We start from the raw sequence: 21,868 nt of genomic DNA, 5'->3' as shown, positions 1-21,868 counted from the left end.
TATCGCCGATTGAGACCGAGATACCTTAGTCTTCCCGGATGAATTCGAACGCTGGCGACTTGATCGTGCACCGCGGCAGCCGCACCGAGCGGCTGGCCGATACTCTGGCAGAACTGCTCGAAGCCGAGCGACCGCCCCATCCGCTGACCGCGCAAACCGTGGTGGTGGCGCATCCGGGCCTGAAGCGCTGGCTGCTGGGCCGCATTGCGCATCGCCCCAGCCCCCATGGCGGTCACGGCATCGCGGCGAATATCGAGATGATTCTGCCGTGGCAGTGGTTCGAGCGCGTGGCCCGCCGCACGCTCGGCGACGAGGCGCTGATCGGCGGCGCGTACCGTAGCGACGTGCTGCGCTGGCGTTTGCTGATGGCGCTGCCGACGCTGGGCTCCGCCGAAGTCAGCGCATACTTGGCCGGAGACGACGCCGCGCGCCGCGGCTTTCAACTTGCCGAATACCTGGCCGGCCTGTACACCCAATATCTAACGTATCGGCCCGATTGGATTCTCGACTGCGAGCAGCACCCCGCCAAGCACGCACGCGACTGGCAGGCGGCGCTGTGGCGGCAGGTGCAACAGACCATCAACCGGCCGCATCGCGCCAAACGCAGCGGCGCATTGCTCGATGCACTGCAGACAGAGAGCCACCGCGACAGTACGCCGCTGCACGTATTCGGCATCAGCCACCTGCCGCCCGACGTACTCGCCGCGCTGCAGGCCTGCGCGCTGCACCGGCCGGTGCATTTGTATTTCCCCGACCCGTGCCGCGAGCACTGGGTTTATCTCCGCCGCCAGCGCTTTCTGCTGGAGCGCCAGAACGATCCGGATGCGCTGTATTTCGAGGTCGGCCATCCGCTGCTGGTGGCGCTCGGCCGCATCGCCCAGGATTTCTGCCTGACCCTGGACGACTGCGACGCCATCGACGAACGCGACGCGCTGGACGAGGCCGAACCGCTGCCCGGCGAAACCTCGCTGCTGGCGCAGCTGCAGTCCAGCATCCGCTGCCTGCAGCCGGAGCTGGTGGGCGAATCCATTCGCGAGGCGATAGACGGCGGCGAACGCGCCGAAGACGTGCTGCCAGCCCTGCGCAACGACGCCAGCCTGCGCGTGCATGCCTGCCACACGCGACTGCGCGAACTGGAGGTGCTGAAGAACGCCTTGCTGCGGGCCCTGGCCGACGAACCGAGCCTGCAGCATCGCGACATCGTGGTGATGGCGCCGGACATCGGCGCTTATGCCCCCTATCTCGCCGCCGTGTTTGGTGAGCAGGCGCAGTACCGCAGCGATCCCAGGCATATCCCCTGGCATCTGGCCGACGTCGGGCTGGCGCGGGCGCATCCGTTGATGAGCGCCTTTACGCAGGCATTCGACCTGGCCGAAAGCCGCTTCACGGTCAGCGAGGTGATGGACTTTCTCGACGTGCCCGCCGTGGCCCGCCGCTTTGGCATCGACCGCGGCAGCCGCGACGCGCTGGAGCGCTGGCTGCAGCGTGCGCACGTAGCCTGGGGGCTGGATGCCGAGATGAAGGCGGACGTGGGCGCGGCGGCCACCGACGCCAACTCCTGGCAGTTCGGGCTGGACCGCCTGTATGCCGGACTGATCGTGGGGCGCGATTCGGACGTTTCGACCGACGCAGTCGATAGCCGTCCAGACGGCCAAATATCGGACACCATTCTGCTCGACGACATTCTGCCACTGGACGGCGTTGCCGGCGGCGCGGTCGAAGCGATCGGCCAGCTCGATCGTCTCCTCGGCGAACTGCGCGCCATGCGCCAGGCCTTCGGCTCGACGCGCTCGCTGGCCGCATGGAGCCAGTGGCTACTGGAACGCATCGACGCACTGTTTCTCGCCGACATGCGCGATGAAGCGGAAAACAGCGCGCTCGACACGCTGCGACGCGTGGCCGCCAGCCTCGGCAGCCAGGCCAGCGAAACCGGTCTCGGCTCGCCGCTGCCGTGGAGCGTGGTACGCGAAGCAGTCGGCGGCGCGCTCGACGCCGTGCCCGAGCGCCAGGCCTTTCTGCTCGGCGGCGTGACCTTCTGCGGACTCGTGCCGCAGCGCTCGATTCCCTTCCGCGTGGTTTGCCTGCTCGGCATGAACGAGGGCGAATTCCCGCGCCCCAGCAAGGATGCCGGCCTCAACAAGATCATTCAGCAGCCGCGCCGCGGCGATCGCGATACGCGCAGCGAGGATCGCTACCTGTTTCTCGAAGCGACGATGTCGGCCCGCGACATGCTGCACATCAGCTACATCGGCGAAGGCGTGCGCGACGGCAAACCGCGCAACCCCGCCGCACCGCTGGCCGAGTTGCTGCAGTTTCTGGATGAGCAGCACGGTATCGCCGACGACGGGGACGTGGACCGGCCGTGGTGCATCCACCATCCGTTGCAGCCGTTCGACGCACGCTACTACGAACGCGATGCACAGGGACGACCGTTGCACGATCCGCGATTATTTTCCTACGACGAGGCCTATCTCGCTACGCCTTCGGCAGCGAGTATTCCGCGCTTTCTCCCGATGTCCGACTTCATAGCGAATCCGGATGACCGAGAACGCGCCAGCAGCTCCGACGTCGTCCATCACGACGTTTCGCTGGCTTCCCTGAAGCGCTACTGGCGCGACCCGGTGAAAGACGCCCTGCTGCGCGGGCACGGCATCAGCCTGCAGGCGCTGGAAAGCGCCAGCTGGCACGATCGCGAACCGCTCGAAACCGGGCTTGTCAGGATCGAGCGCATCGAACATCGGCTGCTGTTCGATGCGCTGGCCGCAGGCGCTACCGAACTGTCCGCCGAGCCGCCGGCTTGGTTATCGCGTTCGGGCCTGTTGGCCAGCGGCGCGATTGGCGCCGAGGCTTATCGGCGGCAGCGCGCATCGCTGCAGCCCATGCTACGGCACGCGCGAAACAAGTTCGCAGACGGCAGGGCCAGGGCTGCGACGCAGGCGATCGATCTGGAGCTCGGCGACGGCGTGCGCCTGGCCGGCACGATCGACCGCGTGTTTCACGCGACGAACGGCGGGCTGCTGCTGTTCGACGCCAAGCCCGTCGGCAGCGTCGGATTGCGCGAGGCGCTGGCAATGTATATCGACTGGGCCGCGCTGCGGCTGAGCTCGAACGAGCCTCTGCAAGCCGCTCTATTGGCGAGCACACCCAGCGGCAAGATCGTCGATTCCCCCCTGCTCGATCCGATCGTCGCCAACGACACGGACGCACTGCGCGTGGGGCTTCGACGCTTGATCGATCTCGCGCAAGCGGCCGACCGTCGGCCCCTGCTGTTCTTTCCCAAGACGGCCCTTGCCTATGCCCTCAGCGCACCCGACGAACGAATCTATAGAGCCGCCGCCGTGTGGGAGGGCAACGACTTTTCCGGCATGGGCGAGCGCGACTATGCGCCCGGCTACGCAGCCCTGATCAGCCGCGGCGTGGATCTTTTCGACGAAAAAGGCGCGGCTTATCAAGCCTTCGTCGCGGCGACGAAGGCGGTGTGCGACGTCCTCGATCCATCGCACAGGCTGCTGTTCAAATCTGTCGACATCGTCAGCGGAGCCGAGGCATGAACCACGCTGAAAAAGTACAGGTCGAGGTGATGCCCGCGCTCGAATGGCAGCGCATGCCGCTGCACGGGCGCATTCTGATCGAAGCCAGCGCGGGCACCGGCAAGACCTGGAATATCGGCGTGATCTATCTGCGCCTGCTGCTGGAGCGTGATCTGCGGGTGGAGCAGATTCTGGTCACCACGTTTACCGACGCGGCCGCGCAGGAGCTGCGCGAACGGCTGCGCCGCCGCCTCATCGAGGCCGAGCGTTGGCTGTTGGGCACAGTATCGGACAACGTCGAGTCGGTCGATGAAAACTCGCTGGAAAGCTATCTCGCGTCGCTGTGCACGGACAACGACAGCCGACGCCGCGCGCTGCGCAAGATCCAACTGGCTCGCGCCGACCTGGATCGCGCGCCGATCTCGACCATCCACGCGCTGTGCCAGCGCATCCAGCGCGACTATCCGCTGGAAAGCGGCGCAGCGTTCGCCAGCGACAAGCTGTTCGACGAGCAGCAGCTGCTGCGCGAATGCGTCGAGGATTTCTGGCGCCGCCGCTATCTGGTCGACGATATCGACCCGCGCGAGGCATCCCTGCTACTGAAGGACGGCCCGGAAAAACTGCTGTGGGATCTCGCCGTCGTCGCCAACAGCCCGGACGCGCGCATCGAATCCGGCGGCCTGCATGATCTGCAGGAGCGGATCGCTGCGCTGCGCACGGAAGCAACCATCGCCGAGCTGCTGCGACTGGCCGGCGACAAAAAGCTTTACGGCTCACGTAGAACAGCACTGGCCAAGCGACTCGAACGCCTTGCCTTCGCACTGCGCGACGAAACCGGCGTCGTGCTGGAAGAGGCACTGAAAAAAGAACTCGACGACAAGTTCGATCCGGAGAACGTGCTGGAGCAGGAGGCCTCCGACACCAGCGGCACACTCAACGCCCATCCACTGATCCGCCAGCTGCAGACCCTGCGCACGCTGATGCCCCTACTCACGATCTTCACCCGCGGCGCCGTGTTGGCGGACGCCGCGCTGGCCTGCCGCGATGAACTGCCGCGTCGCGCGCAGCAGCGGCACGTGCTGACCTTCTCGATGCTGATCGATGCGGTCTATCGGCGCCTGTGCGCCGAGCCGGCGGACCATAGCCTTGCCGACCGCCTGTTCGAAGCCTTTCCCGTCGCCTTGATCGACGAATTTCAGGATACGGATCAACGCCAGTTCGCGATCTTCGACCGCATCTATCGCGAACGCGGCACGCTGGTGATGATTGGCGATCCCAAGCAGGCGATCTACAGTTTTCGCGGTGGCGATATTGCTGCCTATCTGCGCGCCAGCACACGGGCGAACCATCGCTTTTCGCTGGCGACCAACTATCGCTCCAGCCGCGCCCTGGTAGAGGCGATGAACTCGCTGTACGGCCACACCGACGGCGGTTTCGATCATCGGGAGATTCACTATCAACCGGTGTCCGCCGCCGGCAGGACCGACGAAAAACCGTATACGATGAACGGCGCTCCGATCGCGCGACCGCTGACGATCCACGACTTCCGCGGCGAAGCCGTCGACAGCAAAGGTCAGCCGCTGAGCAGCGTCACCGCACTCGAACCGCTGGCGCTGGACGACTGCGCCAATCGCATCGTCGAGCTTCTCAACGATCCGCAGCAGCAGATCGACGGCAGACGCGTGACGCCGGGCGATATCGCCGTACTGCTGTCGACCAACACACAGATCGTGGCGCTGCGTGCGCGGCTGGTCGCACGCGGCGTACCCTGCGTGGGCAGCGGTCGAGGCAATATTTTTGCGGGCGATGTCGCGCGCGATCTCGAGCTCATCCTCTATGCCGTACTGCACGCCGACGACGATACGGCGATGCGCGGCGCACTGGCAACCCGCTTGCTGGGCGCCACGCTGGAACAGTTCAACACATGGCAGATCGAGGCACAGGCGTTTGAAGGCGAGCTCGAGCGCTTCGAATCCTGGCGCGCGCTCGTACGTACCCGCGGCGTGCTGGCGCTGATCGAGGCGTTGCTGGCCGAACGCGGCACCGCGCTGCTGGCCTTGCCCGAGGGCGAGCGCGTCGTCACCGACCTGCGTCATCTGGGCGAACTGCTGGCGGCGGAAGAGAGCGCATTGCAGGGCCTGGACGGCCTCTACGCGTGGTTGGTGGAGATGCGCCAGGAAGGCAGCGACGGCGATGCCGAGGCTGCCGACGAGCGCCAGCTGCGCATCGAAAGCGATGCCCGGCGCGTGCAGCTGCTGACCATCCACGCCAGCAAGGGGCTGGAGTTTCCCATCGTCTTCCTGCCGCTGATCTGGCGCGTCGGCGATCGCAGCGGCGCACGCGCGCCGGGCGTCCTGCGCTATCACGATGACGCGGGTGCGCGCTGCATCGATCTGGGTTCGCCCGACTTCATCGATCGCCTGGGCCTGCATTTTCGCGAGGATCTGCAGGAGCGCCTGCGCCTGCTCTACGTGGCGCTGACCCGCGCCATCCACGCCGTGCACGTGTATTGGGTCGATCGCGGTCGATGGCCAAGTCCGGATCCGTTGGCGTGGCAGGTCGCTGCCATCGACCCGCTGATGGCGCAGGCCCGGCATCGACTCGGACTCGACGAAGGCGAGGCGTCGCTGCAGGCGATGGCCGACAGGCTTTCCGGCATCGCGCTGATGCCTCCGTTCAACGACGTACCTCGGCGCTATCAAAAGCCCGTCGAATCGAATGCCACGCGCGCCACGCAGGCGCCGCTGCCGCGCCTGCGTGCCTTCCAGTGGCTGCACAGCTTCAGCGGCCTGACCCGCTACGCGGCGGCGGCCGTCGCCATCGACGACAGCGGCGCGGCCGATGAGGCCGGTGCGAATATCGTCGACGCGGAAGAACTCCCGCTGATCGAGATGACCGATGACGCGCGCCTGCTGGCGCTGTACCCGCTGCGCGGGCCGCGCTTCGGCGATGCTGTGCATCAGGTGCTCGAGCTGGCCCGCCCCGGTCCGGTATGGCCGGAACAGCGACCGCTGCTGAGTACTCAGCTCACCGCGCAGGCGATCAAGGCCGACGGCCTGTCATCCGATGAGGCGCTGGAGCGCGTGGGCCGCATGGTCGATCGCGTGCGCCAGAGCGATCTCGGCGATGGGCTGCGGCTCGGCGATATCGCGGCAGACCAGCGCATCGTCGAATTCGAGTTCCAGTTTCCGGTGCGACGTGTGGCGGTCGTAAAGCTGAGACAGCTTTGCATCGCGCATGGCCAGCCCGATGTCGTACCGGCCAGCCTCGATGCCACCACGCTCAACGGCATGCTGACCGGCTTCGCCGATCTTATCGTGCAGTGGGACGGCCGCTTCCACGTGCTCGATTACAAAACCAACTGGCTAGGCGCACGCCAGCACGATTACACCGGTGCCTCGCTGGATGCCGCCATGGCCGAACACCATTACCCGCTGCAGGCCTTGCTCTACACGGTCGCCCTGCACCGCTATCTCCGGCAACGCATGGATGGCTATACGGCCGAACGGCATCTGGGCGAAAGCTGGTATCTGTTTGTGCGCGCCATCGGCCTGGAGCCTGCCGAAAAGCCCGGTCTCGGCGTGTGGCGTCACCGTTGGCCGCCGACGTTGATCGAGGCATTGGACGATGCCTTTGCCGGCACCAAGTCCGCCGACGAACAAGGGATTGCCGCATGAACGCTTACGCGACGGATACCGGTGCAACGGAAGAGCGCGTTATCGACCAGACCTTGGCGCAGTGGGTGCTGGCTCGCACGGGTTCCGCCTTGCTGGCGAGCGCGGTGCGCGCTGCGAGCACCGCCGAAGGTCAGGGTCACTCGTGCGCGTGGCTGGTCGACCCCGTGACCGATGTCTGGTTCGATGCCGATGCGCTGAGCGCACTGCGCGATCAGCCATGGGTCGGCGACGGCCAGCGATTTACGCCGTTCGTCCTCGATGCGCAAAACCGCTTCTATCTCTGGCGCAACTGGCAGCACGAATCTAAGCTGGCTGCGGCGATTCGGCAACGATGCTACGGCCGCACCCTGCCGATCCCCGCCGAAACCTTGGCGACCGATGTGACCACGCTATTTGCCGGCGCTGCGTCAGGCACTGACGACTGGCAGCGCGCCGCCGTAGCCGCCGTGGTCGGAACGCGCTTCTTCGTGCTCACCGGCGGACCGGGCACGGGCAAGACGACGACGGTAATGCACATGCTGCTGATGCTGCTTCGCCATGCCAATGCAGCCGGGCTGCCCGCCCATCCATCGATCGCGCTGGCCGCGCCAACAGGCAAGGCTGCGCAGCGCCTGGCGCAGGCGGTCGCCAAGAGCAAAGCGGATCTGCAGACGGCGTGGCACCCTGCCGAACACCACGCGTTCCGCGAACTTCTGCAAGCCATTGCGCAAGCCGACGCGCGCACCCTGCACCGCCTGCTCGGCTATCGGCCGATGGACAATAGCTTCAGCCGCGATCGCCAGCATCCGCTCGCCGAAGATATCGTCGTGGTCGACGAAGCGTCGATGGTGGATCTGGCCATGATGCGCCAGCTGCTGGAGGCGCTGCGTCCCGAGGCCGTGCTTATCCTGCTCGGTGATCCGAATCAGCTCGCCTCGGTCGATGCCGGTTCGGTGCTGGCCGATATCGTCGCCAGCGCGCCGATCAACCGGTTTCCGTCGGCCATGCATCACCTGCTTGGGCCGCTGCTAACCACGGCACCGGAAACCACGGGCAGCGACGCAGCGCTTGCCGGGCATGTCGTGACGCTTACCCATACGTGGCGCGCCGGCAGTGGGCTGCAGCGCGGCGTCGAGTCACTGCGCACGGCGCCCGACCCGGCATGGCTGGACAACCTGCTGACACAGCGCAGCGACGGCGATCTGCATCTGCGTCGCTGCGATAGTATCGACACCTTGCGCGCAAGCGTGGATGCGTGGATCGCGCGCCATGCCGATATGTTGCAAATGCTACTCGGCGAAAATGCCACGCCAGAAACGGCGCTGCAAGGCCTGCATCAACTGCAAATCCTCTGCGCACTGCGCGACGGCGCATTCGGCGCGCAAGGCATCAATGCCCTGATGACGCGTCGACTCGGCGCACGCTTCGATCTCGACGTGACCCACGCCTGGTATCACGGCCGCCCCGTCATAATTACCCGCAACGATTACGCGCGAGGCCTGTTCAACGGCGATGTGGGCATCGCACTCGCCGGTGCGGACGGACTGCGCGTGTGGTTCGAACTCAGCGACCGCGACGGCAATAGCGGCCTGCGCAGCTTCTCGCCCCGCGCCCTGCCCGCCCACGACAGCGCCTGGGCCATCACCATCCACCGCAGCCAGGGCTCCGAATACCGCAGCGTCGCCGTCGTACTCCCACCGGACGACACCAACCGTATCCTCACCCGCGAACTCGTCTACACCGCCATCTCCCGCGCGCGCAGCCACGCTGAAATCTGGGCCACCGATGCGACGCTGATTGCATCACTAGCGCGTCCTGTGCGCCGGTTCGGCGGTTTACCGGAGAAGCTCGCACAACGGCTCTCTTAGCGCGAGCGATATCACTTTTGAAATGCGTCGATCAGTTGGCCCAGCACTGCGAAACGCCGCCCGTTCCAGAGGCATTGCGATTGCCCGCCTGATTCAGCGACAAGGTCCCACACTTGGCATCGCGAGTGGCCTGCACGCTGATTGGCGCGGCCTGCACCGAGTATGCTGAAGAGGTTGCCGAAGCCAATGTATAAGAATAATAAGAGCCAGTTTGCTGCGTTGACGCGCAATCAAAATTAAGAGTGCTGCCTGCCGTCAAAAATGGATTCGCGGCCCCCGTACCATCTGTTCTGTAATTAAGGCCTGACGTATAAAACCGCTCCATGTAATTGGCGTACTGCGACAGGCAACCCTCGGCTGCCACGCGGCGCGATTTTGTGATGTAGGAGACGTAGGACGGGTAGGCAATCGCCGAAAGAATCGCCACGATCGCAACCACAATCATCAGCTCCACCAGCGTGAAGCCGGCGGCACCGGCGATTGGCGGTGCTTTGCTGTCTGAAGACATTTTCATCGGATGTATCGCTCCATCGTTTTGCCGCTGACACAAATTCGTGCCGGTTGCATATTCGAGCCGCTTCCGGCGTTCCAAACTCCCCGACAAAAGCGACAGGGAGCTGCCCATTTCATCAATACCTGATTTCCTTCCAGGACACGCGTGACGATGCACCATCGCGCGGATAGTACCTGCTCACCGCAGCAGTACCGTTGACAGTCTGGCTCACCAGATAACTCTGCCCGTTATACGAGATCGATGACGGACTACCCACACCGTTGAGCTGGATACCACCCACTGTCGAACCATTGACCGTACCCGTGCTGCCATTGGAACCCGGGAAGAAGCTCTGCACAATGCCGCCGCCGGAAGCCGGGTCGAAGGCCATGGTCCAGCCGCTCTGCAAGCCGGCGTTGCAAGTGGAAGCTGAAACTGTCGGCGGGATGGCGGTGTTGACCACCACCGCCCCACCGATGATCGTCGGGCTGTAGATGATCTGCTCGTTGGTAGTCGGCAAATCGAACAGCCAGCCGTATTGGTTGTTGTTGGACGTGCAGGCGCTGCTGCCCTGCCAGCAAACCACCGTACCCACATTCAGATATCGATAGCCCAGCACCTGGCTGTTAGTACCCGAGCCGGTGGACGTCGAGGCGAGCGTCTGCTGCAGAAGCGCCGATCGACTGACGGTCTGCGGGCCTGCCAAACTCACGTATTGCGCGTTGGCAATGGCAGCCGCGTTCCAGGCAGTCATGTCCCAGTCCCAGATACCGTAGAACGTCTGGCTGCCGGTGGCATACACGTCGCCGCTGGTGCTGTTGAACGGCGTTTTCTGGCCCGTACCAAACATCACCATGACGCGATTACCCCCGCCTACCGTCACCGACGCAACAACGGGCGCGGTAGTGATCGGCTGCAGCAGCGGCGTGCTTGCGCCGCTCTTGGCCACATAAAGCGGCGTTATCGCGGTATTGCCGAATTTGGAGTACGCCCAGTTGCTGGCAGTTTTCGACGTCACGTCAAGGCGCCACAGATTTCCCTGCTGATCGCCCGCGTAGAGGTAATCCGTAATCTGGTCGCCGTCGAGATCTGCCGTGGCAACGTAGGCGATGCCATTGGCGCTTGACGCCGAACCAACGCCAGTGCTGTAAAACGTAAACGTGACGGCCCCGCTCGTCGAATCGACCAAACCGATGTAAATACCGGCCGCTTTTCCGCTTCCCAATCCATTGCCGAAGATGATTGCCCAGTTGCCGTTGTGCAGGCGGGTAATGACCGGAGTACCGACGGTCTGTCCCAGATTGGACAAACCGGCCGTGGCGCTGGTCCAGTCACCCATGACAACTTTGGACGCAGTGGCCTCGGTGAACTGGGTGGGGTCGGTAATATCAAGCGCATAAATTTCCGAGCCGCCGGTCCCCACGCCGCCGACCAGCCAGGTATGCCATTTGCTTCCGTAGAAAAGATCACCGGCTACCGGCGTGGCGTCTACGTAGTAATTGTGAACGTAGTTGGGGCTCGTGAGGTTGACTAGATTGGTGCTGTTGGTCGAATTAGCGAGCAGGCCGGCCGGCATGAATCCGAGGAGTTCGGAGCCATTGTTGGTCGACGCAGTGTAGGTGTTCGAGATCGCAGGGCCTGCAGCGAACGCGTGCAGAAAGCCGTCATTGCTTCCCGTGTAGACAATGTTCTGCCGCCCGCTGTTGGCAGTGACGAAGGCGCTGTACGTCTGGGCGCCGGAAGCATTTTCAGGCCTCACTGCGGAGCTTCCGACTAGGCTGTCCGTGAAAGCATCCGGATAATTATTAGCTGCCGGTGCGGCGACGAAGGTAGGGCTTGAATCGATGATATCTCCAAGTACCTGGGTTCTTGCTCGCAGCGAACCGGGTACAGGACTGTAAAGCTGTTCTGTCGAGCGATCGCCACGCAGCCAGCTGACGCGAGTGGACCCTGCGCCGTCGGTGCCGTTCAAGTTCGTCGCTTGAGTAGTAGTAAGGTTGCCCCATTGAAAGGCGACGCCGGTAGAGCCGTTCCAGGTCACGAGGTTGCGCGAAGACTGCGCGGTGACGGTCTTCGTATTGCCCGAAGAATCTGGCCCCAACGAAGGACAGGCACCGCCGGTGATATCGCAATTGGCGTCCCAGTTGGCTGTCGAGGATACGCTCAGCGAACCGTCGGATGCAGCCAATACTGAATTGGAGGTCACTGAGCCCCACCAGTTGTCTGAGGTGTACGTCGCCAGATAAACCGCAGCCCCCGCGTTGTACTGCCCGGACTGCACCGTATTGGCGCCAGCACTTGTATTGGATTGAAGCGGTGATGCCTGGAAGCAGGTTATTTCGTGAATATTCCAACTGCCGCCGGTGCCTGACGAAAAGCCGAATCGCAAAGAGGCAGGTAAAGGACCATTGGTGCTTGTGATGGAGTTGTTGACCAGCACCGGCTGGAAAACGCCGTTGTTATAGCTATAGGCAAAGTTCAGTAAGCCGCCCGCCGAAATTTGCAGCTTGTACGTGATGGGGGTTGCCTGGGCCCGTGTCGTCGCCGACTCGTTGGCGATCTTTGTGTTGTTCGGGAGCACGGCGTAGCCGCCGGCAATGGCGTTGTAGTTATATGGAATGTTGGCATACGTATTGGTGGTAGTCGTTACTTGGTTCCTTCCAAAGCCCGTGGTGGTTGTAATCGTTCCTGAAACATATTGCCCTGAGCTACATGCCGCCTTGGTTTTCGTGATATCTACGTTTCCGGAATAATAAGTGGGGTTTTGGGCCTTCAACCAAGTCCAAGTCAAATTACCCGCGCCGCGCAAGCCAATTCTCTCTGGCTGATATTGGTCCTGCCCATTTGTATACGTATTGGTGCCGTTGGTAGTAATACCCGAATAATTAGTATTCTCAATACCTGTGTTAGTGTTATCTGCGTTATTTAGGAAATTGCCGTACTCGTCAATGCCAAGACCTAAGTAAGCATTAGCCAAGCCCTCATATTGGCTATTGGTATTAGAGCAGCTATAGCCAAGACTACCGCCGAGGCCACCTGCGACGGTGGGTACCGCCTGCGTTCCGTCCGTGAGAAAGAAAGTGATGCCGTCAGCACCGTTACCTGCTGTGCCTCCCGAGTTGCCACCGTAGGTATAGGTGGTAAACGTTACCTGCAGGCCTTGGGTTAGAGGAAAAGGAGCGAAATTCGACAGGATCGCGCCAGCTTGGTTGCCTGCCGCTGGCGTCAGCCGAAGCGCACCCGACCCATTCGCATCAAACGCGGGTGAACAGGCGGGAATGACGCCGGCCGTTCCACTAGCCCCGGTACCCGCCGTGAGGCAAGCGTAGTTAAGCGCATTCCAGGACAGCGTGCTGGCGTTGCCGGAGAAATTGTCGGTATACGTCACGGCACTGGCGGAGCCGGCAAAGAGCATGGCCGCCGCTATCGCCATCAATCTCAGATATTTGAATGACATGAAGCTTCCCCATGACTGTTGGATGCGACCAACCGGCGTCCGATCACGTGAATAAAGCGGTGCTCATCACGTACCAGAGATAATGTGCCTTAAATAAAACAAGGTGTTTGAACTTCAACCTGTGCGACGTTTGACCGGAAAAACGGCCAGCGGTAAAACCTGCGCCGACAGCGCCTAATGATTGACCTTGAAAATGGACTGCAGTGTCACCGACGCCCGATCCTGCACGGTTGCCGGACCACTGAGCGCGGTCAGTCGATAAAAATAGGCAGACGTCTGCGGATTAGCGCCATAACCCGTTACTCCGGAAAGCTGTTTCACCTTTGGCGCTGGAATGGTGAAAATTCCCAGATACTCGATGATGTATTGCGGCGCGCCGGCGGCCGCCGTGCCGGGGTTGAAATAGGCGCTGGGCACTTGCTGTATAAAGCCTGCCACTGTCGTGCTGGTATCGGTAAACGGGTTGGCAAGGCATTTATTCACCGGGACAGCAGTGGACGAGCAGTCGCGAATCGTGCTGCCGACGCCTGGTGGCGTGGTTGACTGCACAACGGCCTCCGCCTCGCGAAGCCCGGCCTCGGCAGCCTGGAAAGCGAGCTGCCTGTCGTAAAAGTTGGAGGTCATTTTTTGTTGCATGATGGTGCCGCGCACTGCCGCAAGACCCACCAGGGTAATGACGATAAGCAGAATCAAGGCCACGACCAAAGCCACGCCGCTTTGTTTGGAGCGGTGTATGTAAGGACGTCGTTCGGCCGCATTCTTCCGGCAAGACGAGGCGCCATTCGCATCGGCCAACAGCGCAAAAGCAGCGACAGGCCGTGGAGCGACGGAACCGTTTGAGTGGATCGGTGGGGTCATGTCAGTTCACCCGGTTGCGCAAGGTGCTTGTGGCAGTGAACGTTCGCGAAATAGCCGTCTGCGTCGTGCTGGCGCGCTGGTTTGTACTTTGGACCGTCAGCGTTACCTGCACGGAGTCCACCGCGGCCCAGTTGTTAATTGACGATGCGGTACCGAAGGTTAAATTTGGCGCCTGATGATATCGGAACGTCATGGCCGTCACATTGGGCACCATTTCCTGGGGCGTCATGGTTGGCGTCCCCCCGTTGTTCTCCAGATCAGCGCGATAAAGCGACGTACCTACCGTGGAGTTGGGGCTGTTGCCGATAAACCAGTTGGCGGCGGACAATTTTGCAACCGGCGAATTCGCAGCATAGGTGTAGCTGGTGCCGGCCGCGGTGCATACCGTGGGAAAGGCCAGCCCTGCGGAGCAGTTGCCCGGCGTTGTTCCACCCGTGGCGGTTTTGAAAGAGAGCGGATTACCCGCGGGGGCGTTGCTAATCTGGGTAATTACCGCGTGGTTAGGATCGCAAACGATAATCACGTCACCCTGAGCAAGCGTCAGTGCGGAGGCCGGCTCGTTCAAGGTGAATGTTGACGTTGAAGGGGTATGTGTCGCCACGCTGACACTGGTGTCCGACGCGCCCAATAGCTCAATGGACTCAGTGTTAGGCGTCTGGGTTACCGTCGTTAAGGCGGGGCCTGGATCGCCCGAGCTATACCCGTGAATGACGTTGTTCCAATTGGCCCACCACACCGTGCCGCCATTGTTTGGGCTGTTATTCAGAACATTGGCGACGCTGCCCGAATTGCTGTAGCAACCGGTAAGCCCCGCTTCGCGGATATCGCGCGACATCAGGTCGAAAGCTATACGTGCCCCATCCTGCACATCGCCCAATGCCTGGTTGGTGCGATAGGTCTGCTGAGTCGCCAGAAAAACGCTGACCACGCCGCCGATGACGATGGCTCCGAGCAGCAGGGCAATCATCATCTCGATCAGGGTAAACCCGAAAACTGGCAAACACCGGTGATTGGGCTTGCGCCCACGCAAGCCATGCTGGTTTGAAGAACGCGCTGTCATAGATACGCCACCGTGCTGACCGTCTGCGCTTGCGCGCCACCCGAGCCGGATCGACTGTCGTCGAATACGATGCTCACAGAGCACTTACCGAAGCTGTCGCAATTGACTGCATAGGTGGTGCCGGTCGATACACCCAGACTGGCGCCCAACTGGGTGCACCACTGATTGGTCTGCACGCTAATCAGCGTACTTCCCGCTGCGGGACAACTACTGGTACTGACCGGGCCGTTGGTAGTTGTGTTGTACAGCCCCGCTTTCGCGTTCACGCTGTCAGCCCGCATGGCGTCCAGAATCGAATAGCTCGAGATGGTCGCCATGCTTCGCGCCATGGCGCTATTGCTCGTAGACAACGAAACCGCCTGCAGCGCAGCCACGCCCAGAAAGGCGATGGACAGCACAAGCACGGCGACCAAAACCTCGATCAAACCGACGCCGGATTGCCGCGCCATCAAGCTAATTGGGCAACGAGAGCGTAGTGCGATATGCAGCAACAGCTTCGCATGATCGGGAGCGCGAACGACCGTACTGTTTGAATACCGGCAAATGGAATTTTTGATCAGGCTGCTCATAAGCTTAGGGACAAGTTCCTGATGCGGTCGAAGTCTGCAAGATCGAACCGGCAGTCATTTTTATCGTGACGTGGTTATTGGTGCTCATGGAGGCGGTGCAGATATCGGCCACTGTGTTGGCGAAAAGCGTGCTGGTGCCTGGAATCTGAGCCAGTCCAGACCCGTTGAAGCGCAGCGCGTTAGCGCCAGCGCTGCTCAGCTGGATTGATCCAGTCAGACCACTTAACGGAGCCAGCACGGTGGCCGTGGTCGCTGGCGACGTTCCATTAAGCAGAAGCAAGACGGCGCCCGTTTGCGTTCCGCACGCGGTACCAAGCGTGTCCGTCGTGTTGATCACGGTCGTGCTTCCGCAAAATTGGGTCGCAGCATTGCGCTTCACTGCTTCCATGCGAGCGGAATTGATTGCGCCAACCATGTCGTTGGCAGTCGTAGTGAGCCTGTTAGAGAGGATCAACCTGTTGAAGCTTGGTATGGCGATGGCCACAAGAATGACCATTACCGTCAAGGTAACCATCAGCTCTGTCAGGGTAAATCCACGAACGAATCGCCGCGTCGTGGCATTGGCAACCTCAATTCGCCGTTGTTCCGGCAAAACAGCCGGTTTTTGATCCAAAGAATCTCTATCGACGACCCGCCGATCCCGCGCGCAGCTCATGCTGGATGAAACCGATTCGCTTTCGCCCCATGTGGTTTGCATATTTTCCCCTCTTGCCTAGGGAAGGTAATCGATCGCGAGATTTAGGCAAGGTCGCAGCTGACTAGCGGTAGAAAACGCCCGACAAGCGGCAGGTTGAGCGGTGGAAACCGGCAATATGTGCAAAAAAAACCGCGTCAACGGACGCGGGTTTTAAATACTGAGATGGTGCCGGAAATAGGAATCGAACCTACGACCTACGCATTACGAATGCGCCGCTCTACCAACTGAGCTATTCCGGCGAGCAGCCGCAAATTCTACGGTGTGGGGTCCGATGGCGCAAGCCAGTCGCGTGATTGAATACGCGCTGGGCTGGGCAATTGGTGTGGGGTTTGCTGGCGAAAGCCGCATTCCGACAACACTCGAACCTTCGCAAGCCCTTCAGATCAAAGGCTGCCCAGCGCGCTCCCGCCAACCACGCGGAGTTCCTTGGGCAGGGCAAAGGTGATGTTTTCCGGCTCGCCGTCCAGTTCGCGAACATCGCCGACGCCCCAGGACTGCAGGCGGGCAATCACGTCGCGGACCAGTTTGTCCGGTGCCGAAGCACCGGCGGTGAGGCCGATGTGTTGCACGCCGTCGAGCCAGCTGCGGTCGATGTTTTCGGCGCCGTCGATCAGGAAGGATCGAACGCCCTGCTTTTCGGCCAGTTCGCGCAGGCGGTTGGAGTTGGAGCTGTTGACCGAACCGACCACCAGCATCAGGTCGACGGCGTCGGCAAGGCGACGCACGGCGTCCTGGCGGTTCTGCGTGGCGTAGCAGATGTCGTCCTTTCGTGGCCCCTCGATGTCCGGGAATTTTTCACGCAGGCCGGCGATGATGGCCTTGGTATCGTCGACCGACAGCGTGGTCTGCGTGACGTAAGACAGCTGATGCGGGAATTTCGGCGCCAGACTGGCGACATTCTCGATCGACTCGACCAGCAGAATCTCGCCCACGTTGGCCTGATTCCACTGCCCCATCGTACCTTCGACCTCCGGGTGACCGGCATGGCCGACCAGCACCACGCTGCGACCGATGCGACCCAGGCGCGCAACCTCCATATGCACCTTGGTCACCAGTGGGCAGGTAGCGTCGAAGACTTTCAGTCCGCGTTGATCTGCCTCTTCGCGCACCGCCTGCGAGACGCCGTGGGCGCTGAAAATCACTGTCGCGCCATCGGGTACTTCGTGCAGCTCTTCGACGAAAACCGCGCCGTCCTTGCGTAGCTTTTCCACCACGTAGCGGTTGTGCACGACTTCGTGGCGCACGTAGATGGGCGCACCCCAGGATTCCAGCGCGCGTTCGACAATGGCGATGGCGCGATCGACGCCGGCACAGAATCCGCGGGGATTGGCGAGCAGAATGTCCAAGGAGGGCCTCGCAGGCGTTGCATCGTGGGGCAGCGAACCATCTCGCCGCTATCGACCAAAGTCCCTGCGGCACGCCGATCAACCGGCCGCTGCAGGAATCGAATCAGCGCTGAATTATCGCACGCCGCCTGCCGGCTTGCCGGCAAACAGCCCGAACGCCACCAGCATCACCGCACCCAGCGTGATGCCGCAGTCGGCGATATTGAACACCGGGTAGCTCCACTGGCGGAAATACACCTGAATGAAGTCGGTCACCTGCGCGGCATGCAGGCGGTCGATCAGATTGCCCAACGCGCCGCCGACGATCAGGCCCAGCGGCGCCGCCGTGCGCCAGTCGCGGCGCGGCGTGCGTGCCATCCACACGATAAGCACCGCGCTGATGATCAGCGCCAGCAGTACGAAAAACCAGCGCTGCCAGCCTGCCCCGTCCGCCAGAAAGCTGAAGGCCGCGCCGGTATTGAAGGCCAGCGTCCAGTTCAGAAACCCTGGTATCGCCGGATGCGGCAGCCCCGTCGGCTGCAGCGCACTCACGGCCCACAGCTTGCTCAGCTGGTCGAGCGCGATGACGGCCACCGACAAAAGCAGCCAGACGAGTGCGTTGGGTTTCTTGCTCAAGGATGTGATCTCAGTTGACCTGGACAGGACGTTGAACGCCATGGATGAGTAGGACGGATCGTCAAAACCAGCGGCGGTTTTCGCCCGGGCCTTCGATATTGCCGATACAGCGGCCGCACAGTTCCGGATGCTCGGCATGACTGCCCACGTCATCACGGCGATGCCAGCAGCGGACGCACTTCTCGGCCAGGCTGACCTCGGCGGAAATCCAGACGTCGGCACCCTCCAATTCCACCTTCACCGCATCCGCCGGACGCGACTCGATCGAGGCCAGCGTCAATTCCGACGTGATGAAGAAAAAGCGTAGCTCGGCCGACGCTTCGGTAAGGCGCGCGCGCAGGGCGTCATCGGCATAGATAGTCAGCTTCGCCTCCAGCGCGGCGCCGATCCGGTCGGCCTTGCGCATGCCTTCGAGCACACGCGAGGCGCTGTCGCGAAGCGTCATCAGGTCGGCCCAGTAGCGACGCTGTTCCGGCGCATTCTGCGTGGCAGAAAGACCGTCGTACCAGGTTTCGAACAGCACGCTGTCGCTGCGCTTGCCCGGCAGCTGTTGCCATATTTCCTCGGCGGTAAAGCTGAGCACCGGCGCCAGCCAGCGCACCAGCGCCTCGGCAATGCGGTACATGGCGCTTTGCGCGCTGCGTCGGCCCACGCTGTCGGTCGGCATGGTGTAGAGCCGATCCTTGGTGATGTCCAGATACAGCGCACCGAGCTCGTTGGTGCAGTAGTTCTGCACGCGCTGCACGATTTCGGGAAAGTCGTAGCGCTCGTACGCGGCGACTACGGCTTGCTGCACGTCGCAGGCTTGCTGCACGGCCCACTGATCCAGCAGCAGGCTGTCTTGCACCGGCAGCAGATGCTTTTCGGGATCGAAGCCGTCGAGGTTGCCGAGCAGGAAGCGCGCGGTATTGCGGATGCGCCGATACGTGTCGGCGACACGCTTCAGAATCTCTTCCGACAGCGACATCTCGTTGCGGTAGTCGGTGGACGAGACCCACAGGCGCAGAATATCGGCGCCCATGCGATTCATGATGTCCTGCGGCTCGATGCCGTTGCCCAACGACTTGGACATTTTGCGGCCGTTCGCATCCACGCTGAAGCCGTGCGTCAGCAGCTGCTTGTACGGCGGCTGGCCGTCCAGCATCGACGCGGTAAGCAGCGACGAATGGAACCAGCCGCGATGCTGGTCCGAACCTTCCAGATAGAGGTCGGCCGGGAAACGCAGCACATCGGCGTGCGAGCCGCGCAGCACGTGCCAGTGTGTAGTGCCCGAATCGAACCACACGTCCAGCGTGTCGCGATTTTTCTCGTACTGATCGGCTTCGTCGCCCAGCAGCTCGCGTGGATCGAGGCTTTGCCACACCTCGATGCCGCCCTCGGCGACGCGATCGGCCACCTGGTCGAGCAGCTCGGCGCTGCGCGGATGCAGTGCGCCGGTTTCCTTATGCAGAAAGAACGCCATCGGCACCCCCCACTGGCGCTGACGCGACAGCGTCCAGTCCGGGCGCTCGGCGATCATTTTCTGCAGGCGCTGCTTGCCCCAGGCCGGGAAAAACTGGGTCTGCTCGATGCCGGCCAGCGCGGTTTCACGCAGGGTCCTGCCACCGTCGTTCGGCACGATATCCATGCCGGCAAACCACTGCGAGGTGGCGCGGTAGATGATCGGCGTCTTGTGCCGCCAGCAGTGCATGTAGCTGTGCGTGTACTTGTGCTGATGCAGCAGCGAGCCGGCCTGCTCCAGCACTTCGACGATCTGCGGATTGGCCTTCCACAAAAACTGGCCGCCGAACAGCGGCAGCGACGAGGCGTAGACACCGTTGCCCATCACCGGGCTGATGATGTCGTCGTCCGCCATGCCGTGGGCCTTGCAGGAAATGAAATCCTCCACGCCGTAGGCCGGTGCCGAATGCACCACACCGGTACCGGTGTCGAGCGTCACGTAATCGGCGAAGTACACCGGCGCCGTGCGCGCATAGCCCGGATCCACCGCATACAGCGGGTGACGAAAGCGCAGATCGGCCAGCGCCTGCCCCGGCACCGAGGCGACGATTTGGCCGTCCAAACCGTAGGTCTTCAGGCATTCTTCGACGCGCTCGGTGGCGAGAATCAGCAGACCGCGCGAGGTATCGACCAGGCTGTAGCTGAATTCCGGATGCAGGTTCAGCGCCTGATTGGACGGAATGGTCCAGGGCGTGGTGGTCCAGATCACGATCTGGCCGGTGGGCTTGGGCAGCGCGTCGAGCCCGAACGCCTTGGCAATGGCGGACGGATCGTCGAACGCGAAACCCACGTCGATCGCGATGTCGGTCTTGTCCTCGTATTCCACCTCGGCCTCGGCCAGCGCCGAGCCGCAGTCGAAGCACCAGTTGACCGGCTTCAGGCCGCGATAGATGTAGCCCTTGCGCAGCATCTGCGCGAGCGCGCGGATTTCGCCGGCCTCGTTGCCGTGATCCATGGTCAGGTAGGGGCGATCCCACTCACCCAACACGCCCAGACGCTTGAAGTCGGCCTTCTGCTTGTCGATCTGCGCGGTGGCGTAGGCCCGCGCCTTGGCCTGCACTTCGGCCGGCGGCAGGCCCTTGCCGAACTGCTTCTCGATCTGGATTTCGATCGGCATGCCGTGGCAATCCCAACCCGGCACATACGGCGCATGAAAGCCGGCCAGCAGCTTGGACTTGACGACGATGTCCTTGAGAATCTTGTTGATCGCGTGACCGAGATGGATCACGCCGTTGGCGTACGGCGGGCCATCGTGCAGCACGAACATCGGGCGACCGGCGGTGACCTTTTGAATCTGCGCATAGCGATCCACCTTCTCCCACTCGGCCAGCCAGCCGGGCTCGCGCTTGGGCAGATCGCCGCGCATCGGGAAATCCGTCTGCGGCAGGTTGATGGTGCTTTTGTAGTCGTGGGTCATTGCTTCGCAGTCGTCAGGGTCGCGGTGGGTGCCGCTCGCGGCCAGTTAGGTATGGTGGGTGTGCAACGTCGCCCCATCGGAGAAGACGCGTTCAACCGGCAAAGGGTAGCGGATCAGTCAGCGTGATGTGCTGGCGCCAGGAACGGATTGCAAATCTGCAAGCGGCCATCCATCACCAGACCATGCTGCATGTCTTCCGAATACAGGCGGCTGCAACCGGCTAGCAGGGCCGATGATGCAATCATTGCGTCGTAAACCGACAGCCCGTAGCGCTCCGCCAATCGCCGGCCGGTGTCATGGGTCTGTGTCGTCAGGGACTCCACTGAACAGACGGCGCGCAGGCCGGCGAGCATCTCGTTGGTTTCATCCCACGTCATGCCCAATTTGCGGCGCGTCACGCTGGTTACTTCATTCAGCACCTGCACGCTGATCAGTCCGCCGTCGGCGATAACCTCCTCGGCGCGGTCCGCTTTCACCGCGTCGGCCGATAGCAGATAGAGCACGACGTTGCTGTCGATGAAAGCCTTGTCTTCACTCATGGACCGCATCGCGATCGAACACGAAATCGGCCGGCAGCCGACCACGGAATTTGCGCAACCGCTGCAGCAGCTCGTGCTTGCCAGGCGTTTTTTTCACCTCGAAAGCGCGCGCGCCGGCCACATGGATTTCGACATCGTCGCCGTCCTTCAGCCTCAGCGCTTCGACCACCACCGCAGGCAGCCGGATGGCCAGACTGTTACCCCACTTGGACACTTGCATGGCAAACCCTCGTATGGATATACGTCAACTATTGTATATCTTG

The 21,868-nt window shown here is 62.2% G+C and carries 14 protein-coding genes and 1 tRNA gene; 3 read left to right on the top strand and 12 right to left on the bottom strand.

What is annotated here, in order from left to right:
- Positions 1 to 38: 38 nt before the first annotated feature.
- From recC to recD, 3 genes are read left to right on the top strand one after another with little or no spacing between them, the layout of a single operon-like run.
- On the top strand, positions 39 to 3,551 hold the full coding sequence (recC, locus tag HDE76_RS18820) for an exodeoxyribonuclease V subunit gamma (protein WP_184509813.1): 3,513 nt from the start codon (positions 39 to 41) through the stop codon (positions 3,549 to 3,551).
- Positions 3,548 to 7,207, top strand: coding sequence for a UvrD-helicase domain-containing protein (locus tag HDE76_RS18815; protein ID WP_255481688.1), 3,660 nt, complete (start codon positions 3,548 to 3,550; stop codon positions 7,205 to 7,207). The genes recC and HDE76_RS18815 overlap by 4 nt, the downstream gene beginning before the upstream one ends.
- Positions 7,204 to 9,054, top strand: a complete 1,851-nt coding sequence (gene recD / locus HDE76_RS18810) for an exodeoxyribonuclease V subunit alpha (protein ID WP_184509810.1) — start codon at positions 7,204 to 7,206, stop codon at positions 9,052 to 9,054. Before HDE76_RS18815 ends, recD begins: the two co-directional genes overlap by 4 nt.
- A 31-nt stretch (positions 9,055 to 9,085) precedes the next feature.
- On the opposite strand, the gene HDE76_RS18805 is transcribed toward recD, so the two are convergent.
- The 12 genes from HDE76_RS18805 to HDE76_RS18750 all read right to left on the bottom strand — a co-directional run bounded on the left by HDE76_RS18805 (position 9,086) and on the right by HDE76_RS18750 (position 21,825).
- On the bottom strand, positions 9,086 to 9,679 hold the full coding sequence (locus HDE76_RS18805) for a type IV pilin protein (RefSeq protein WP_304624930.1): 594 nt from the start codon (positions 9,677 to 9,679) through the stop codon (positions 9,086 to 9,088).
- A 4-nt stretch (positions 9,680 to 9,683) separates the two neighbouring features.
- Complete coding sequence (locus HDE76_RS18800; RefSeq protein ID WP_179481862.1) at positions 9,684 to 13,004, bottom strand: PilC/PilY family type IV pilus protein; 3,321 nt, start codon at positions 13,002 to 13,004, stop codon at positions 9,684 to 9,686.
- Positions 13,005 to 13,178: 174 nt separating this feature from the next.
- On the bottom strand, positions 13,179 to 13,862 hold the full coding sequence (locus tag HDE76_RS18795; RefSeq protein ID WP_218862498.1) for a PilX N-terminal domain-containing pilus assembly protein: 684 nt from the start codon (positions 13,860 to 13,862) through the stop codon (positions 13,179 to 13,181).
- Position 13,863: 1 nt separating this feature from the next.
- Positions 13,864 to 14,922 carry a prepilin-type N-terminal cleavage/methylation domain-containing protein gene (locus tag HDE76_RS18790; RefSeq protein ID WP_184509808.1) on the bottom strand — a complete coding sequence of 353 codons (1,059 nt, stop codon included), beginning with the start codon at positions 14,920 to 14,922 and terminating at the stop codon, positions 13,864 to 13,866.
- Complete coding sequence (gene pilV, locus HDE76_RS18785) at positions 14,919 to 15,491, bottom strand: type IV pilus modification protein PilV (protein WP_255481687.1); 573 nt, start codon at positions 15,489 to 15,491, stop codon at positions 14,919 to 14,921. Before pilV ends, HDE76_RS18790 begins: the two co-directional genes overlap by 4 nt.
- 4 nt (positions 15,492 to 15,495) lie before the next feature.
- Positions 15,496 to 16,188: a GspH/FimT family pseudopilin gene (locus tag HDE76_RS18780; RefSeq protein ID WP_255481686.1), complete on the bottom strand. Its 693-nt coding sequence runs from the start codon at positions 16,186 to 16,188 to the stop codon at positions 15,496 to 15,498.
- 163 nt (positions 16,189 to 16,351) lie between these two features.
- A tRNA-Thr gene (locus HDE76_RS18775) sits at positions 16,352 to 16,427 on the bottom strand.
- A gap of 144 nt (positions 16,428 to 16,571) precedes the next feature.
- The gene (gene ispH, locus HDE76_RS18770; protein WP_184509806.1) at positions 16,572 to 17,534 is read right to left on the bottom strand and encodes a 4-hydroxy-3-methylbut-2-enyl diphosphate reductase; all 963 of its coding nucleotides are present in this window, start codon (positions 17,532 to 17,534) and stop codon (positions 16,572 to 16,574) included.
- Between the two features lie 114 nt (positions 17,535 to 17,648).
- Positions 17,649 to 18,149 carry a signal peptidase II gene (lspA, locus tag HDE76_RS18765; protein WP_184509804.1) on the bottom strand — a complete coding sequence of 167 codons (501 nt, stop codon included), beginning with the start codon at positions 18,147 to 18,149 and terminating at the stop codon, positions 17,649 to 17,651.
- Between the two features lie 61 nt (positions 18,150 to 18,210).
- Positions 18,211 to 21,066 carry an isoleucine--tRNA ligase gene (gene ileS, locus HDE76_RS18760; protein WP_184509802.1) on the bottom strand — a complete coding sequence of 952 codons (2,856 nt, stop codon included), beginning with the start codon at positions 21,064 to 21,066 and terminating at the stop codon, positions 18,211 to 18,213.
- Positions 21,067 to 21,179: 113 nt separating this feature from the next.
- Positions 21,180 to 21,605, bottom strand: coding sequence for a PIN domain-containing protein (locus tag HDE76_RS18755; protein ID WP_179481852.1), 426 nt, complete (start codon positions 21,603 to 21,605; stop codon positions 21,180 to 21,182).
- The gene (locus tag HDE76_RS18750; protein ID WP_179481850.1) at positions 21,598 to 21,825 is read right to left on the bottom strand and encodes an AbrB/MazE/SpoVT family DNA-binding domain-containing protein; all 228 of its coding nucleotides are present in this window, start codon (positions 21,823 to 21,825) and stop codon (positions 21,598 to 21,600) included. Before HDE76_RS18750 ends, HDE76_RS18755 begins: the two co-directional genes overlap by 8 nt.
- Between the last annotated feature and the right edge of the window lie 43 nt (positions 21,826 to 21,868).

It is taken from the genome of Rhodanobacter sp. ANJX3, from assembly GCF_014200755.1.
Taxonomy (GTDB): Bacteria; Pseudomonadota; Gammaproteobacteria; order Xanthomonadales; family Rhodanobacteraceae; genus Rhodanobacter.
The sequence above is the reverse complement of the archived record's forward strand: the minus strand, read 5'-3'. Positions and strand labels throughout refer to the sequence as shown.